The sequence below is a fragment of the Vibrio sp. 1151_11 genome, assembly GCF_029478525.1.
Lineage (GTDB): Bacteria > Pseudomonadota > Gammaproteobacteria > Enterobacterales > Vibrionaceae > Vibrio > Vibrio anguillarum.
The window spans coordinates 71,131-85,931 of the sequence record NZ_SHMN01000015.1; the positions used below are offsets into that span (position 1 = coordinate 71,131).

Sequence of the window (14,801 nt, forward strand, 5' to 3'; positions counted from 1 at the left end):
CCATGAAAATATTGGTAGTCGAAGACGATCCTCGCCTTGGGGAACAAATTGTAGAAGCGCTTGAACAGACCGGCTGGGTGCCTGAATTATCACAAGATGGCATTGATGCACTCTATCGCGCTACATCAGAAGAGTGGGATGTGATTGTGCTCGACCTCGGTTTACCCAAGCTCGATGGGCTCACCGTATTGAAAGGCATTCGAGATGAAAACATTAATACGCCCATTGTGATCCTCAGTGCAAGAGACGGTTTGACTCAACGAGTCGAGGGCTTAAATGCAGGAGCAGATGATTACCTCACCAAACCATTTGAGATGGTGGAATTAACCGCTCGTATCCGCGCACAACTGCGCCGAGCATCAGGTAACGCTTCCCCTGTGATGCAAATCGGTGACTTAAGCCTTGATACTCGAACCTCTAAAGTGATGTGGCAAGGTCAAGCGGTGAGCTTGACGGCACTGGAATACAAAGTGGTTGCCTACTTCATGCACAATGCCGACAAAGTCATTTCACGGACTGAACTGGTGGAACACATCTACAAACAAGATTTCGATAGAGACTCCAACACCATCGAAGTGTTTATTGGCCGCATCCGTAAAAAAATCAATAACAACATTATCAAAACCGTGAGAGGACTGGGATACCAGCTTAATGCAAAATAAAACCTCGGCCTTAAAGCGCCTCAGTTTAAAAAGTCGTTTACTGCTCGCGGCAACGTTTTGGTTAGGTACCATGATTTTAGCGGCGGGAATTGGCATTCCCACACTGATCAAAGACTACCTAGTCAATGATGTGCAAAGTCAGCTACGTTTAGCGATGGATGAAATCACGGCGAACTTGGAAGCGACACCGCAAGGGAATCTAGTACTGTCGTCGCGCCTTTCCGACCCTCGTTTTAGCCAACCCTACAGCGGCCTTTATTGGACGGCCTCAAGCCATGATCAATCGCTTCGTTCTCGCTCATTGTGGGATAAGCGCCTTATCAGCGAAAAACATGGCTTGAAAAGCATCGTCAAAGGCGCAAGAGATGAAAAACTGATCGTCATTGAACAAATCATCTACTTACCAGACTTCCCTTCTCCTATCACCATTACCATCGGTCTTGATGAAGCGCCATTACAAGACACTTTAAACAGCGTAATTAGCCAATTGTGGATGATACTAGGTCTGCTCTTCAGTGGTGTATTGGTGCTGATTGGCTTGCAAGTCAGTTGGTCATTACGGCCGTTAGGGAAAATGCAAAAAGAGCTGGCCGCATTGCGCAAAGGTCAACAAGCCAGTCTCAGTGACGAGTACCCAAAAGAAGTCTTTCCGTTAGTCAATGATTTGAATGCACTGTTATTCCACTATCAAGAATTGCTTGAACGTGCACGTAATCATGCAGGCAATCTCTCTCACGCTTTAAAAACGCCGATTTCTGTACTGCGCAATGAGATCGATCATCTTGATTTCGCACAACAGCAGAAACTCAGAACACCGATTGAACAGTTACAAAAGCAGATTGACTACCATCTAGGCCGCGCGCGCATGGCTGGCTCAATGAATATTCTTGCGGTAAAAGCCAATCCAAGCGAACGGGTAGATGCTATTTCTATGGCATTTGACAAAATTTACGCACAGCGTGAAATCACGTTAGTTAATGAGTTGGATTCTGATCTAGAGGTTGCCGTTGACCCAACCGATCTCGACGAGATGCTCGGCAACCTACTGGAAAATAGCTACAAATGGGCAGCTTCTTTAGTTCGAGTTCACGCAAAAAATCGAGAAGAAGGCTGGGTAGAAATCCACATCGAAGACGATGGCCCAGGTATTGCTGAGCAAGATCTGGCCAAAGCGGTACAGCGTGGCGTGCGCTTAGACGAAACAACCTCTGGATCTGGGCTTGGGTTGAATATTGTCAGTGAAATGGCGCACAGTTATCGCGGTACGCTAACCCTATCGACTAGCACCATGGGGGGGTTAAAAACGGTGCTAACTTTTCGTTCGGTTTAATGGACGAAATCGAACTCGACATTAAGCAATAAAGACTGTCACGGTCCTTCGTAACACTGCAATAAATCGATGCTGCAAGGGATTTTCTATTGCCCCATCTTAGATAGAGTGCTAGTATCCGCGCTCGTTTTGTTAGTAATCATTGATTCACTATCAAAGCTATACCACATCAGCAAGGTCGCATTGCAGATGTGAAGTTTATTTTTACTAATTTGAGTGTAAAAACTATGAAATTCGAAGCAGTAGTACGTACTGAACTAGGTAAAGGTGCGAGCCGCCGCCTACGTCACGCGGGCCAATTCCCAGCAGTTGTTTACGGTGGTGAAGCAGCGCCAGTTGCTATCGCACTGGATCATTCTGACGTGATCAACCAAATGGACAAACCAGAATTCTACGAAGCAATTACTCTAGTAATTGATGGCGCAGAAGTAAAAGTTAAGCCACAAGACGTTCAACGTCACGTGTTCAAGCCAAAAGTTGAGCACATGGACTTCATCCGCATCTAATTTCCTACCAAGGAATTAGTTGGATAAAATCCAACCTTTTGCATAAAGATGATCGGCCTTACCATCCGAGAAATCTAAAAATTCGAAACCCCGATAGCTACCAACTATCGGGGTTTCACCGTTTTATAAAACCAAGCAAGCGTTTTATAAAACCAAGATAGTTTTTTGAGCACCGACAGTTTTTGATTTAAGCAGAACGTAAAGACGAGAAGTAAGACGGGTATCTTTGGCAAATATAACGTTGCTCTTCAACCATGTGCTTAAAAGCAGGACCATTGGATAGTTGAACCACCACTTCATCTTGTTGGAAACGCAATACTTGACCCGCAATTTTGACCGTGTTGTTGCTGCGTAGCTGCACCGTACCAGACATCGATAGACCACAATATAAGGTAGTCACTCTCGGCATTGAAATACGAATGCCTTGCTCTGATATTTCACAGACATGGAATAGCTGATCATCAATTTTTACGGTAGGTCTCGCCCGCTTTGGATACTTTAAGCGGTAATATTGCCGTTTCTGTACAAAATCTGCATTGTCCATGGGTCTATGCATCCTTTATCAAGGTTAATTACTTCTGCGTCATCATGATGCTACGCAAGTGTTGAGAGTCTACCATTTATTATCGGCTTCTGAAGTAAAAACATAATAGAAAGATAGGCAACCGCTATGAATCACCAATTCATCTCATTTGTGAACTCAAATACAATTGGTAAATAATGTAGGAAATTTATCACTGATCACGATAAACGTGAGATAAATCACTCTAAATCCTATATAGTGCACGGCTAAAATTAACAACTGTAGGCTGTCTGCTTAAGGAACCCGTTAAATGTCATTTTCATCTCAAGGTTTTGCACCTGAACTTGTTAAAGCGCTTACTGAATGCGGCTATGAAAAACTTACCCCCATTCAGCGACAAGCCATTCCCGAGGCTCGTAAAGGGCATGATATTTTTGCAACGGCGCAAACTGGCACAGGCAAAACCGCAGCATTCGCACTGCCCGTTATTCAACATCTGTTAGATAGCGGCAAGCAACCTTCGCCTAAAACAGCGCGAGGCTTAATTTTGGCACCCACGCGTGAATTAGTGGCGCAAATTGCCCAGAACATTAAAGACTACGTCAAGTACACCAAACTCAGTGTCGCTGCTGTTTACGGTGGAAATAAAATGTCTTCTCAAGTTCGTCAGCTTGAAATGGGTGTGGACATTTTGGTCGCGACCCCTGGCCGATTAGAAGAACATTTAAGTGAAGGTAATGTTTCACTCGCCAACCTTGAGTTTTTGGTTTTCGACGAAGCAGATCGAATTTTAGATATGGGATTCATCAATCCCGTGCGTAAAATCATGCTGGAAGTAGAAACCTCACCGCAAATCATGATGTTCTCGGCCACTACATCCACTCAGCTTAACCAACTGGCGGGCGATATTTTACGCAAACCCAAACGCATTAATGCTGATCGTGCCAATACCACGGCCGCAACAGTGGCGCATGTGGTTTACCCTGTCGATCAAGAGCGTAAAACGGAACTGCTGTCTGAACTGATTGGCCGCAAAAATTGGCAACAAGTCTTAGTATTTGTGAACTATAAAGAGACGGCTAATGAAGTGGTTAAAGAGCTGAAACTGGATGGCATCAAGGCCGTGCTATGTCATGGCGATAAAGCACAAAGTGCACGTCGACGCGCTCTTGAAGAATTTAAAGAAGGCAAAGTGCGTGTCATGGTTGCGACCGATGTGGCTGCACGTGGTTTAGATATCGTCGACCTACCGCACGTGGTTAACTATGACATGCCATTTCTCGCCGAAGATTATGTACACCGCATAGGTCGTACTGGTCGTGCTGGCAAACAGGGACATGCTGTCTCATTTGTCAGCCGCGAAGAAGAGTTGACTGTTGTTCAGGTTGAAAACCTTATCCAACAACGCATCCGCCGTGTTGAACAGCCAGGTTATGAACCTAAACAGCGTGATGCCTACATTGAAAAACTTCACACAAAAGCGGCGTACAAAGATCGCCAAGGCCGTCGTAACAACCCAAATGACGAAAAGCCGGATCAAGCCTTAGCAGAACGTCGTTTGAACATGATGAATCGACTAAAAAATCGTAAGAAGTAAGCCATAACAACGAAAGAGCTGCAGCAATGCGGCTTTTTTCATCTCTGTGCATCCTATCTATGCTTCATCATCCCAAACGGTCATCTTTATTGGTTTCAATCCGTAAGTAGCACTGTCGTCAATTGCACAGCAAAGTGAAATAGTGAAGATTGTAATTAATGTGTATGCTAGAGCTCTTGTCTCTCAACACGGATTGATTAATGAGCAGTACTTTACTTCTGGCATTTATACCAACATTCTTTTTTGTTTCGATTACTCCAGGTATGTGCATGACATTGGCACTGAGTCTTGGGATGAGTATTGGTTATCGCCGAACTTTATGGATGATGATGGGAGAGATCGTCGGTGTGGCGTTCGTTTCCATCGCAGCCGTTTTGGGGATGGCTTCGATTATGCTCAATTACCCTTGGCTCTTTACCGGATTCAAAACCATCGGTGCCATCTATCTTGGCTATATAGGCATTCAGATGTGGCGTTCAAAAGGCAAGCTCGCCCTCAGTAGCGACTCACAGGTCACTCCCCATAACAAAGACTGGGATCTTGTCGTGCAAGGTTTTGTGACCGCGATTGCTAACCCTAAAGGCTGGGCGTTTATGATCTCCCTACTTCCGCCTTTTATTAATAGTGAAGCACCACTTGCACCTCAACTATTACTGCTGGTGTCCATTATTATGGTCTCGGAATTTGTCTGCATGACACTTTACGCAACAGGTGGCAAAGGGTTAAAACGAGCTCTAGGGCATTCAAAAAATGTGCGTCTAATGAACCGTATTTCAGGCTCATTGATGATAGGTGTTGGATTCTGGTTATTGATGAGTTAGTCGTTAAAGTAGTAGGCTCTGACTTTTGGCCAGAGCCTTAACCGTTAATTTAAAACTTTAGCTAATCTAAAACATTAGCATTCAATGCCTTGAGCAATACAATATCTCGATTGATACGCTGTTTTTCAGCATCAGAAGCTTGGCTACTTTGCAAAATACGCGCATTGATCGCCTCTTCAGCCGCGGCCTTATTGCTAAAGAGCAGTGCTTTAACATTGATCGAAGCGATATTGCTATAGCGCCCATCATCACTACTTGGTACATCAATTTGGCCACTATTAATTAGAGCTTTCACGATGGCACGTTCCGATTCATACCCTTGCAAACCTTCCAGCTTCCAACGTTGCATTGGTTTCCCTTCGTAGCGGCCTTGCTTTTCTTGGGTGAGATAGCGGATCGTTAGGTTTCTAATAGTTCCTTCCTCTTCGCCATATTCCGCTTCCGAGTCAAAAATAATCGGGAATGACCGCCCTTCAAGGCTACCCCCTTTCTGCGTCAAATGCCCCATTCGGTAACTATTCATACCCAACCGAATATCACTAGTATCATCAATCGGTTGTCCACCAGCAAAACGCAGATCTTTAATTCGCTTACCCGCAGGTTGAGTAAGATCAATGGTGTAAGTGACACCCGCAAAAAAATCATTGGTTGAGTATTTCGATGCGCGCCGCTTTGGATCAAAGCGATAAGTCACATCGCCTGGCAAGACGGAATTGAAATACCCAGCGGCCCATTCCATGTAGGTGCGCAGCTCTTTACCCGTCATTTGGTAAACCGTAATTTCACCACCAGCATATTGATAGTTAAACGCGATATCTTTTGCTTTGATTGGGCCAGTATCAAGTTGAGCTTGGTCATTATCAATTTGCAGTGCGATCACGTTTGCTTTTGGCACGTAGAAAAAACTGGCTTCCTGAAACAGCGCACTGATGCCGGTATCTTGAATATGCACTTGAGGGATACCGCGTATTTCATCATCAGGAACCAAGTCGACTCCGTCAAGTATCGCAATTTCGCGATTGGCGTTTTCTCGTAAGCGTTGATGATAAGGTGCGTACAGCGTTTCCATTTTCGAATCAGAATCAACACCTTTCATAGGATAAGTGAAGCTGTCTTTATGAACGAGCGTGTATTTGCCATCTTTTTCTTCAAATTGGAAATCGATTCGAGATAAAACGCGTCCATATTTATCAGGCTCGGTAATGATGACACCGTTTACCGTCGCTTTATCAATTTTAGTGTGCATGTGGCCAGCAACAATGGCATCGATTTCAGGGTTAGCATTGGCAATATCAGATACGCCCGTATCTTTGATGTCGTTTTCGTTATCCAGCCCCATGTGCGCAACCAAAACGATCGCATCGACATCATTTTTTATCTGCCCAATCACTTTTTTCACTTCAAGTGTTGGGTTAGTGAAGCTCATGCCTTCAAGGCGATTAGTGCCTTCAGCAAACACTTGTGTCATCGGAGTATCCATTCCAATAATACCGATCTTGACGCCATTTTTTTCAATAATTGTTGCGGCGGGTAAGAATGGATTGCCATCGGGCCTCTGAATATTTCCGGCTAACGCTCGGCCTTTAAATTGAGTCAGGGAGCGATTTAATACCGATAAACCAAAATCAAACTCATGGTTACCCAGCACCCAAACATCGTAGTTCATCTCATTAAAACCGAGCATCATAGGGTCTACGGCTTCATGCTTAAACGTTTCAACAAAGTTTCCCTGAATCGTATCTCCCGCATCTACTAAAATAACGTTTTTATCTTGCTCTCGTATCTGTTTAACCTTGGTGGCGATTTGACTTAGGCTCCCCTGCATATTCAGTTTGTCAGCAGCATAATCCCATGGCATAAAATGCCCGTGAATATCGGAAGTACCGAGAATGGTAACCTGATGAATATCGCCATCAGCAGCGAAAGAAGAAGCGGCAATAGAAGCAAGTATTGCGCTAGTAACAATTTTTAGTTTCATAACATACTCATACGTATAAACAGGCTCTCATTAAAACAGAGTGGATATTATTGATTTCATAAATATGTTTATGTGATGGGGTCGCTCATTTGGTTGCAACACTGAAAAGCAATCACAAAATTTCGAGAGCGATCTCTCTTTAAATAGATTCTATGGCTTAAAGAGCGTTAATCGAGCCAAATCAGGTGGTTAATTTTTAATCATAAAATTGAGCAAATTTTAAGCAGATCTTTGATTGACGCTGTACTGGATCGCTTCTATTTTTTCTATTGGTTACCACAACAATGGAGGTTATAGAAATGAAACGCGCAAGTTCCACTTATCGATTACAACTGATAAAAGATGTTGTAACGCGGCACCAACGTACGGATCCAATGGCGAACTATATTCAACAGCTTCTGACAGAAAAACCCAACATGGAACAACCCGATGTGAATAAACGTTTTCACGGTAATCATTTTGATGAACATGCTGGTGGTTGGGTCAGTGATTTTTGGGGAATGAAGTAATTGATTAAAACAGATCGCGCTGCGGGTTCGTTTCTGGCTCGGAATCTGCTTTGTTTTGCGCTTGTTGTTTCTGTTTTTTCCGCTTATAGCGCTGTTGGCATAATTTTATGACATGCAGTTGCTGCGCAGCAGTCATTGAGAGCCAGTTAAAACGCTCTTCCCTTTTACGCATACAGCCTTGGCAATAACCTTTGTCATCAACTGAACATACACCGATACAAGGGCTCAGCACTTTAAAAAATTCGAGTTGCTCCATGGTTACTCAATTATTTTTCCAATTTAATGTCCGCCACATAAGAGTAACGTGTGTCACTTCCTGATTGCAAACTGTGACGCATATAAAACAATCACCTTATACTGACAAAAACAGTACTCAATTTTATATACTGTGCGCGTTTTCCAAATTCTGGGGTCTAATACGATGAAGTTTAGTTCAAAAAAATGGCTAGCCGCAATTTCTCTACCTGTATTGGTGAGTGCCTGTGCAAGTAATGGTGATGTAGAAAGCATCACCGCTCAAGATTTGCAGCATCACAATTGGCAACTAGTGCAAATTGATGGCAAGGACGTGGTCAATAATGACAAACAAAAAGCACCGCGATTAGAAATCGGCGAAAAGATGATGGCTAGCGGTAACGCAGGTTGCAATAACTTTTTTGGGCAAGCCGAGCTAAAAGACAACCAATTCCGCATCGAAAAAATGGGCATGACCATGATGATGTGTATCGGTGATGTCATGGATACCGAGCAGGCGTTTTCTCAAACATTGTCAGATTGGAGCGAGATCAACGTGACTAAAGATAGCCTAACGCTTAAAAATGAGGTTCACACGCTCACCTTTACTTTACGTGATTGGGTAAATTAATTTCAGTCATTCTTCTCATGGCAGTCTTTTCCATCAGGCTGCCATTTCCGTAGACCACCTCACACATCATTCACCTATCTGCGACTTCTGCTTTTTCTTACCAATTCAGATCTTTTGTTTTTTTTCGTTCATAATGAATGAACATGGAAATATCTCCGGTCTATTCACTAAGTCACTGAATAAAGCGATCTTTAAGGATAATTATGAAAAAGCTCATCACCTTACTCTGCACGTGTGCCTTCGCACTTTCCGCGTCAGCGCAAACTTGGCAACAAACCACAGATGCAGCTAAAGGACAAACCGTTTACTTTCACGCGTGGGGAGGCAGCCAAGAGATTAATGAGTACATCCGCTGGGCAGGCAACGAGCTTCAAGATCGTTACGGTATCGAGTTAAAACAGGTGAAAGTGACCGATATTGCCGAGACAACAACACGGCTTATTGCAGAAAAGGCGGCCGCTAAAAATAATAATGGCAGTGTCGATCTAGTATGGATTAATGGTGAAAACTTTAAGTCGATGAAAAGTAATGGTTTACTGTATGGTCCATTTACGGAGCGTTTACCTAACTGGCAATATGTTGATTCCTCACTGCCGATCGATCAAGATTTTTCAGAGCCGACTCTTGGCCTTGAAGCGCCTTGGGGTGTAGGACAACTGGTGTTTATTTACGATCAGGAAAAGCTCAATAACCCACCCCGTTCATTTTCAGAAATGTTGAGCTACGCAAAGGCGTTTCCGAATCGTGTTAGTTACCCTCGTCCTCCTGAGTTTCATGGCACCAGTTTCCTTAAAGCCTTATTGATTGAACTAACAGAGAACGATGTTGCCCTGTCTAAGCCTGTGGATGAACAAAATTTTGCCATAGTGACAGCACCTCTTTGGCGCTATCTTGATGAATTTCATCCTGTGGCCTGGCGTCAAGGCAAGCAGTTTCCCAGCGGCTCTGCTCAAATGCTGCAATTGCTTGATGATGGTCAGCTTGATCTTTCCATCAACTTTAACCCCAATGCTGTTTTTTCCGCTCAAGCAAATGGAACGCTCGCGGCCTCTACCCGCTCCTACGCGTTTGAAACAGGGGCTCTTTCTAACATTCATTTTCTAGCCATTCCCTGGAATGCGAGTGCCAAAGAAGGCGCATTGGTTGCGATTAATTTCTTACTCAGTCCGGAAGCACAATCTCGCAAAGGGGATCTTTCCATTTGGGGAGATCCATCGGTATTACAAAATGAGTTCTTAAGTGGCAGCGCTAAGAAAACTCAGCTGTTTAAATCAATCGCCGAGCCACATCCAAGTTGGCAAACGGCGCTTGAAGCCGAATGGCAACAACGCTACGGCCACTAAAGAGACTGAGATAAAGCCCGATGTTTAGAGCAAGCTATTTGCTGATTATTGTCATCTGTATTGCCCCAGTTGTTCCCGGCCTACTTGGGGTCATACTCTCCTCATTGGGCTATATTCCTCCCGTTGGCTTGCACCACTTTTCTCTAGATGGCTACATCGCCATCTTACAATGGTCGGGAGTCGGGCAATCTCTACTACTTAGCGTAGGTTCTGCGTTAATCAGTACCTATCTCGCCGCGGCGATCTGCTTTGTTATATTGCAATCATTATGGCACAGCCGTCACTGGTCAAAAGTAGAGAACGCTTTGTCACCGCTACTGGCTATGCCTCACGTCGCTTTTGCCATTGGTTTTGCTTTTTTATTCTCGCCAAGCGGCATGACGGATCGCCTTTTGTATCATCTGTTTGGAACCTCATTCATGGGAGATGGCGCTTCACTTTTAGTACGCAACCCTTATGCAGTCGGGTTAACCTTAGCGCTAGCACTTAAAGAAGTTCCTTTTTTACTGCTGATGAGCATCCCCATTTTGCAGCAATTAAACATTGATAAACTGCAACAAGCAGCGGCTTCACTGGGTTATTCTCAACCCCAACTATGGCTAAAAGTGATCTTCCCACAGTGGTTAAATAAACTGCGGTTTGCCCTCTTTGCCGTGATTGCCTACGGAGTATCCGTTGTCGATTTGGCGCTCATTTTAGGCCCCAATAATCCACCAACGTTTGCAGTATTGGTATGGCAGTGGTTTAGTGACCCTAACTTAGCCTTAATTCCTCGCGCCGCCGCTGGCGCCGTTCTGTTGTTTATACTTGCCAGCGCCATGTTATTGATCGTTCTCTTCATCGAAAAGTGTTCGACGCAACACTACAAACGCTGGCAATACTCAGGCCGCTATGCGCTTTCCTTGCCAGGAAAATCACTGTTTTTATTCATCATTACCTTATCTCTGCTGATGTTGCCTTTAATGGTGGTTTGGAGTTTTGCACAACGTTGGCGCTTTCCAGACTTATGGCCCAACCAGTTCAGTACCCGTTTTTGGGACAACGAATGGTTGAATATCGCACCAACCATTTATCAAAGCGTACAATTAGCGCTATTCAGCACTGTGATTACGCTGGTGTTATCTCTACTCGCTCATGAGTATAAGCTCAAATATCAGCGTCATTTACCCAGTTATTTGATCGCCTTGCCGATGCTCATTCCTCAGCTTTCACTGTTATTTGGCATGCAGATCGCCACACTCTTTTTAGCCAGCGATCAGTATTGGCTTTGGGTTACATGGTCACATGTATTCTTCGCCTTTCCTTTTGTCTACCTTGCGTTGGATGGCCCGTGGCAAAGCTACAATCAAAACCTGACTAAAGCAGCGTTGAGTTTAGGAAAAACGCCGTGGCAAGTATTTTGGCAAATTAAAACGCCGCAACTCTTGCCAGCCATCGTTTACGCGGCAGCGATTGGAATGAGTGTGAGCTTAGCGCAATATTTGCCGACTTTGATGCTCGGCGCAGGAAGGATCGCCACTATTACTACCGAAGCCGTTGCACTCTCAAGTGGCTTTGACCGCAGAGTCACCGCCATCTATGCAATTTGGCAAGCCCTACTGCCTTTAATTTTTTTCACCTTGGCGATTATGATCAGCCGCCTACAAACTCATCGCCGTACCATGAACCCTATCGTTAAAAAAACTGCCCGTAAGGAAGCCATTACTCATGACGTTCTGCCTCGAAAACCTCGCCATCCATAAACAAAATGGTGAAGCTCTCTTATCGGATTTAAATATCACCATCTCCCCTGGTGAAATTGTCAGCTTAATGGGGCCGAGCGGCTGTGGAAAATCAACGCTACTTAATGTAATTGCGGGTCATTTGGGGAGGGATTTTAGCTTCCAAGGCAGAGTCATACTGGACGGTGTCGACATCACTTTGCGACCTGCACATCAGCGGCAAGTCGGTATTTTATTTCAAGATGATCTGCTCTTCCCACATCTGACGGTTTGGCAAAATTTGGCTTTTGCCTTGCCCAACTCGGTAAAAGGCCATGAACGGCAGTCTCAAGCAGAAAAAGCATTACAGAAAATTTCTCTCGAACCTCTTGCCAATGCTTACCCAGAACAGATATCTGGGGGGCAGCGAGCACGTATTAGCTTGGCTCGCATGCTACTGGCTCAACCTAAACTGGCACTATTGGATGAACCATTTAGTAAGTTAGATAAAGCACTGCGGATCCAATTTAGGGATTGGGTCTTCAATCAACTGGTCGCTGAAGGCATCCCGACCTTGATGGTCACGCACGATAAAGACGATGTTCCGCCTAACAGCCGCATTTTAACCTGCTCATGGGAGAGCGCACATGCTTGATCGATTTAGTGTCAAAATCATTCGTTGGCCACTAGAGAAAACAGCTCAAGGGCTTCATCGCTTAGGCATTACAGCGAACCAAACGACACTCTGGGGTTTTGCTTTAGGTTGCTGTGCACTTCCTGCACTTGCTTTCTCACAATACACGCTAGCATTAGTTTTCATCATACTGAACCGAATAGCAGATGGCCTTGATGGTGCATTGGCAAGAATTCAGGGGGTCAGCGATGCGGGAGGATTTCTTGATATCAGTTTAGATTTTCTGTTTTACTCGCTCATCCCGTTTGGTTTTGTGCTGGCTTCACCTGAGCACAATGCGGTAGCTGGTGCCTTTTTGATCTTTTCTTTTATCGGTACGGGAAGCAGCTTTCTTGCCTTCGCCGTGATGGCCAGCAAGCGAAACATCCACAGCCCTATCTACAAGCATAAATCGCTGTATTACATGTCAGGCTTGACTGAGGGTACGGAAACGATTGCTTGTTTCGTCCTGTTTTGTCTTTTTCCTCAACATTTTGCCTTAATAGCTTATCTATTCGGCGGCGCATGCTGGTTCACCACCATTACCCGCATTTATTCTGGATTTCAAACACTCTCTAACACTCACTCACGTCAAGAATACAAACATGATTAACGCTATCACTTTTGGCTTCGAACTACGGCTTCAAATCCAGATAATGCAATACATTGGGTAATCGTATAACTCTTCGAAATTCTCATCAATTGAACCAGTGGCATGCTAAACTGCGCACTTACTAACGCAGTAGCATAACGATGCCTAAGGTTGCATTTATGACTTTGACCAGACCCGTTAAAATAGCGATCTTACTCTTTCTGATCCCGACTCTTATTTTTTCGTTAGCCATCCCGATATTAATCAATCCGTTGACACGCTATGTGCTGGAAAGCAAACTCGATACCGTCAATCTTTACTTGGCCAATAGAGCTCAGAGCTTAAATGATATGATTTTAGATCAAGTCGCTCAGATAAATTATGAATGCCAAGCAAGCGATATGTCATTAATTCGTGATTCCAAGTACTACAACCGATTTATTAGAATGATCGCGGTTGTCAACAAAGACGGGCGTAGCTGCTCGACTGTCGGTTTCCCATTACAACTTTCGGATGAGTTGAAAGCCTATAACCTCTCTTCAGGGTTTTACATGTCCACCACTCCCGCACTTTTTGATACAGAAAAAGAGCTACTTATTTATTATCAAAAAGAAGGTAATCGGATTTTTTGGATATTAGACAGTAGCTGGCAAGAAGAGATATTAAAAGGTGATTGTATAAATTGCTTTTTATTAAATTTTCATTATTTATCGCCTAGTTTAAATGGATTGAGAATGAGTCGAGGAAATAAAGAGATTGCTTACCAAGACCACATCACAACCATTAGTTACACCATAAAAGAGTTTGATATTCAAGAAACACTCTCTGTTGGTAAAGAATTCAACCAATATCTTTACTACCAATTAATATATTGGGGTTATCCCATTGCGCTAGCAATTGGTATCTTATTATCTATTTTTTATTTAAAGTTCAGAAATTATAAAAACTCAATTCAAGGATTAATTCTTAAAGGCATTAAAGATAAACAATTCATCCCTTACTACCAAGCCATTCTTGATAGCCGAGAAGAGAGAGTTATTGGCTATGAGATCTTAGTTCGTTGGTGCAAAGGCAAGGAGATGGTTCCACCAAATGAGTTCGTTGGTCCGGCGGAAACATCCGGTTTAATCATCCAGATAACGAATCAAATCATAAGAAAAGTAATTGATGATTTAGAACAATTCGATGTGCAGCAATGGGTGAGTATCAATATCGTGCCAGCCCACATTGAAAGTGGTGGCTTAGCAGAAACACTAGAAGAACTCAATTGGCCGACCACCAAACAGATTCATTTTGAAATAACAGAAAGAACGCCATTTATTAATATTGAAAATGCAGGTAGGGCACTATCTCATCTTATGGCAAAAGGCTATAAGTTCAAAATTGATGATTTTGGGACAGGTTACGGTGGTTACTCATATATACAAAATCTTGGCATTTCTTGTATTAAAATAGACAAAATGTTTATTGATACGATTGGAACTGACGACTTAAAAATAAAGGTACTCAATTCCATTATTCTCTCAGCACAAGAAGCTAATATTGAAATTATTGCTGAAGGCGTTGAACGCGGAGACCAAGTTGATTATCTTGCTACTCGTGCTGTGTATCTTATCCAAGGATTCATCTATTCTAAACCCTCACCGATTGAACATATTTTTGAAAATTAATAATTTCTGAAGTCGGGAGAAATCACACCATA

General features: G+C 43.6%; 15 protein-coding genes. 12 read left to right on the plus strand and 3 right to left on the minus strand.

The features are described 5' to 3' along the window. Positions 1–2: 2 nt before the first annotated feature. The 3 genes from EXZ60_RS12130 to rplY all read left to right on the plus strand — a co-directional run bounded on the left by EXZ60_RS12130 (position 3) and on the right by rplY (position 2,498). A complete protein-coding gene (locus EXZ60_RS12130) occupies positions 3–662 on the plus strand; it encodes a response regulator transcription factor (RefSeq protein ID WP_010318384.1) in 660 nt (219 codons plus the stop codon). Then, on the plus strand, positions 652–1,992 hold the full coding sequence (locus tag EXZ60_RS12135) for an ATP-binding protein (protein WP_277435757.1): 1,341 nt from the start codon (positions 652–654) through the stop codon (positions 1,990–1,992). The genes EXZ60_RS12130 and EXZ60_RS12135 overlap by 11 nt, the downstream gene beginning before the upstream one ends. 227 nt (positions 1,993–2,219) lie before the next feature. Further along, positions 2,220–2,498 (plus strand): 50S ribosomal protein L25, encoded by a 279-nt coding sequence (rplY, locus tag EXZ60_RS12140; protein WP_010318386.1) that lies wholly within the window; start codon positions 2,220–2,222, stop codon positions 2,496–2,498. A gap of 187 nt (positions 2,499–2,685) precedes the next feature. On the opposite strand, the gene EXZ60_RS12145 is transcribed toward rplY, so the two are convergent. Beyond that, a complete protein-coding gene (locus EXZ60_RS12145; RefSeq protein ID WP_277435758.1) occupies positions 2,686–3,042 on the minus strand; it encodes a PilZ domain-containing protein in 357 nt (118 codons plus the stop codon). Positions 3,043–3,331: 289 nt separating this feature from the next. Here EXZ60_RS12145 and EXZ60_RS12150 point away from each other — a divergent pair, with 289 nt between their 5' ends. After that, on the plus strand, positions 3,332–4,618 hold the full coding sequence (locus EXZ60_RS12150; RefSeq protein WP_277435759.1) for a DEAD/DEAH box helicase: 1,287 nt from the start codon (positions 3,332–3,334) through the stop codon (positions 4,616–4,618). Positions 4,619–4,818: 200 nt separating this feature from the next. Beyond that, entirely contained in the window at positions 4,819–5,439 is a 621-nt protein-coding gene (locus tag EXZ60_RS12155; RefSeq protein WP_088728812.1) for a LysE family translocator, read from the plus strand. 61 nt (positions 5,440–5,500) lie between these two features. Here EXZ60_RS12155 and EXZ60_RS12160 read toward each other — a convergent pair whose 3' ends face one another. Next, positions 5,501–7,417 (minus strand): metallophosphoesterase, encoded by a 1,917-nt coding sequence (locus EXZ60_RS12160; RefSeq protein ID WP_277435760.1) that lies wholly within the window; start codon positions 7,415–7,417, stop codon positions 5,501–5,503. A 299-nt stretch (positions 7,418–7,716) separates the two neighbouring features. Between EXZ60_RS12160 and EXZ60_RS12165 the strand changes: the two genes are divergently transcribed. After that, positions 7,717–7,926 (plus strand): hypothetical protein, encoded by a 210-nt coding sequence (locus EXZ60_RS12165; RefSeq protein WP_026027723.1) that lies wholly within the window; start codon positions 7,717–7,719, stop codon positions 7,924–7,926. Positions 7,927–7,930: 4 nt separating this feature from the next. On the opposite strand, the gene EXZ60_RS12170 is transcribed toward EXZ60_RS12165, so the two are convergent. Beyond that, entirely contained in the window at positions 7,931–8,182 is a 252-nt protein-coding gene (locus EXZ60_RS12170; RefSeq protein WP_013857474.1) for a DUF1289 domain-containing protein, read from the minus strand. 165 nt (positions 8,183–8,347) lie between these two features. On the opposite strand from EXZ60_RS12170, the gene EXZ60_RS12175 reads away from it, so the two are divergent. The 6 genes from EXZ60_RS12175 to EXZ60_RS12200 all read left to right on the plus strand — a co-directional run bounded on the left by EXZ60_RS12175 (position 8,348) and on the right by EXZ60_RS12200 (position 14,769). Beyond that, the gene (locus EXZ60_RS12175; RefSeq protein WP_277435761.1) at positions 8,348–8,791 is read left to right on the plus strand and encodes an META domain-containing protein; all 444 of its coding nucleotides are present in this window, start codon (positions 8,348–8,350) and stop codon (positions 8,789–8,791) included. A gap of 203 nt (positions 8,792–8,994) precedes the next feature. Next, positions 8,995–10,134 carry an ABC transporter substrate-binding protein gene (locus EXZ60_RS12180; RefSeq protein WP_096036319.1) on the plus strand — a complete coding sequence of 380 codons (1,140 nt, stop codon included), beginning with the start codon at positions 8,995–8,997 and terminating at the stop codon, positions 10,132–10,134. 20 nt (positions 10,135–10,154) lie between these two features. Next, positions 10,155–11,876 (plus strand): ABC transporter permease, encoded by a 1,722-nt coding sequence (locus EXZ60_RS12185; RefSeq protein ID WP_277435762.1) that lies wholly within the window; start codon positions 10,155–10,157, stop codon positions 11,874–11,876. After that, the gene (locus EXZ60_RS12190) at positions 11,842–12,489 is read left to right on the plus strand and encodes an ATP-binding cassette domain-containing protein (RefSeq protein WP_017046189.1); all 648 of its coding nucleotides are present in this window, start codon (positions 11,842–11,844) and stop codon (positions 12,487–12,489) included. The genes EXZ60_RS12185 and EXZ60_RS12190 overlap by 35 nt, the downstream gene beginning before the upstream one ends. Then, positions 12,482–13,120, plus strand: coding sequence for a CDP-alcohol phosphatidyltransferase family protein (locus tag EXZ60_RS12195; protein WP_277435763.1), 639 nt, complete (start codon positions 12,482–12,484; stop codon positions 13,118–13,120). The genes EXZ60_RS12190 and EXZ60_RS12195 overlap by 8 nt, the downstream gene beginning before the upstream one ends. A 158-nt stretch (positions 13,121–13,278) precedes the next feature. Beyond that, complete coding sequence (locus tag EXZ60_RS12200) at positions 13,279–14,769, plus strand: EAL domain-containing protein (protein WP_277435764.1); 1,491 nt, start codon at positions 13,279–13,281, stop codon at positions 14,767–14,769. Positions 14,770–14,801 lie beyond the last annotated feature (32 nt).

What these genes read in the sequence shown, in the direction of transcription:
- EXZ60_RS12145 (WP_277435758.1), bottom strand. Translation starts at nt 3,042, where the DNA reads ATGGACAATGCAGATTTTGTACAGAAACGGCAATATTACCGCTTAAAG.
- EXZ60_RS12180 (WP_096036319.1), top strand. Translation starts at nt 8,995, where the DNA reads ATGAAAAAGCTCATCACCTTACTCTGCACGTGTGCCTTCGCACTTTCC.
- EXZ60_RS12170 (WP_013857474.1), bottom strand. Translation starts at nt 8,182, where the DNA reads ATGGAGCAACTCGAATTTTTTAAAGTGCTGAGCCCTTGTATCGGTGTA.
- EXZ60_RS12165 (WP_026027723.1), top strand. Translation starts at nt 7,717, where the DNA reads ATGAAACGCGCAAGTTCCACTTATCGATTACAACTGATAAAAGATGTT.
- EXZ60_RS12130 (WP_010318384.1), top strand. Translation starts at nt 3, where the DNA reads ATGAAAATATTGGTAGTCGAAGACGATCCTCGCCTTGGGGAACAAATT.
- EXZ60_RS12135 (WP_277435757.1), top strand. Translation starts at nt 652, where the DNA reads ATGCAAAATAAAACCTCGGCCTTAAAGCGCCTCAGTTTAAAAAGTCGT.
- EXZ60_RS12150 (WP_277435759.1), top strand. Translation starts at nt 3,332, where the DNA reads ATGTCATTTTCATCTCAAGGTTTTGCACCTGAACTTGTTAAAGCGCTT.
- EXZ60_RS12200 (WP_277435764.1), top strand. Translation starts at nt 13,279, where the DNA reads ATGACTTTGACCAGACCCGTTAAAATAGCGATCTTACTCTTTCTGATC.
- EXZ60_RS12155 (WP_088728812.1), top strand. Translation starts at nt 4,819, where the DNA reads ATGAGCAGTACTTTACTTCTGGCATTTATACCAACATTCTTTTTTGTT.
- EXZ60_RS12190 (WP_017046189.1), top strand. Translation starts at nt 11,842, where the DNA reads ATGACGTTCTGCCTCGAAAACCTCGCCATCCATAAACAAAATGGTGAA.
- EXZ60_RS12175 (WP_277435761.1), top strand. Translation starts at nt 8,348, where the DNA reads ATGAAGTTTAGTTCAAAAAAATGGCTAGCCGCAATTTCTCTACCTGTA.
- EXZ60_RS12160 (WP_277435760.1), bottom strand. Translation starts at nt 7,417, where the DNA reads ATGAAACTAAAAATTGTTACTAGCGCAATACTTGCTTCTATTGCCGCT.
- EXZ60_RS12185 (WP_277435762.1), top strand. Translation starts at nt 10,155, where the DNA reads ATGTTTAGAGCAAGCTATTTGCTGATTATTGTCATCTGTATTGCCCCA.
- rplY (WP_010318386.1), top strand. Translation starts at nt 2,220, where the DNA reads ATGAAATTCGAAGCAGTAGTACGTACTGAACTAGGTAAAGGTGCGAGC.
- EXZ60_RS12195 (WP_277435763.1), top strand. Translation starts at nt 12,482, where the DNA reads ATGCTTGATCGATTTAGTGTCAAAATCATTCGTTGGCCACTAGAGAAA.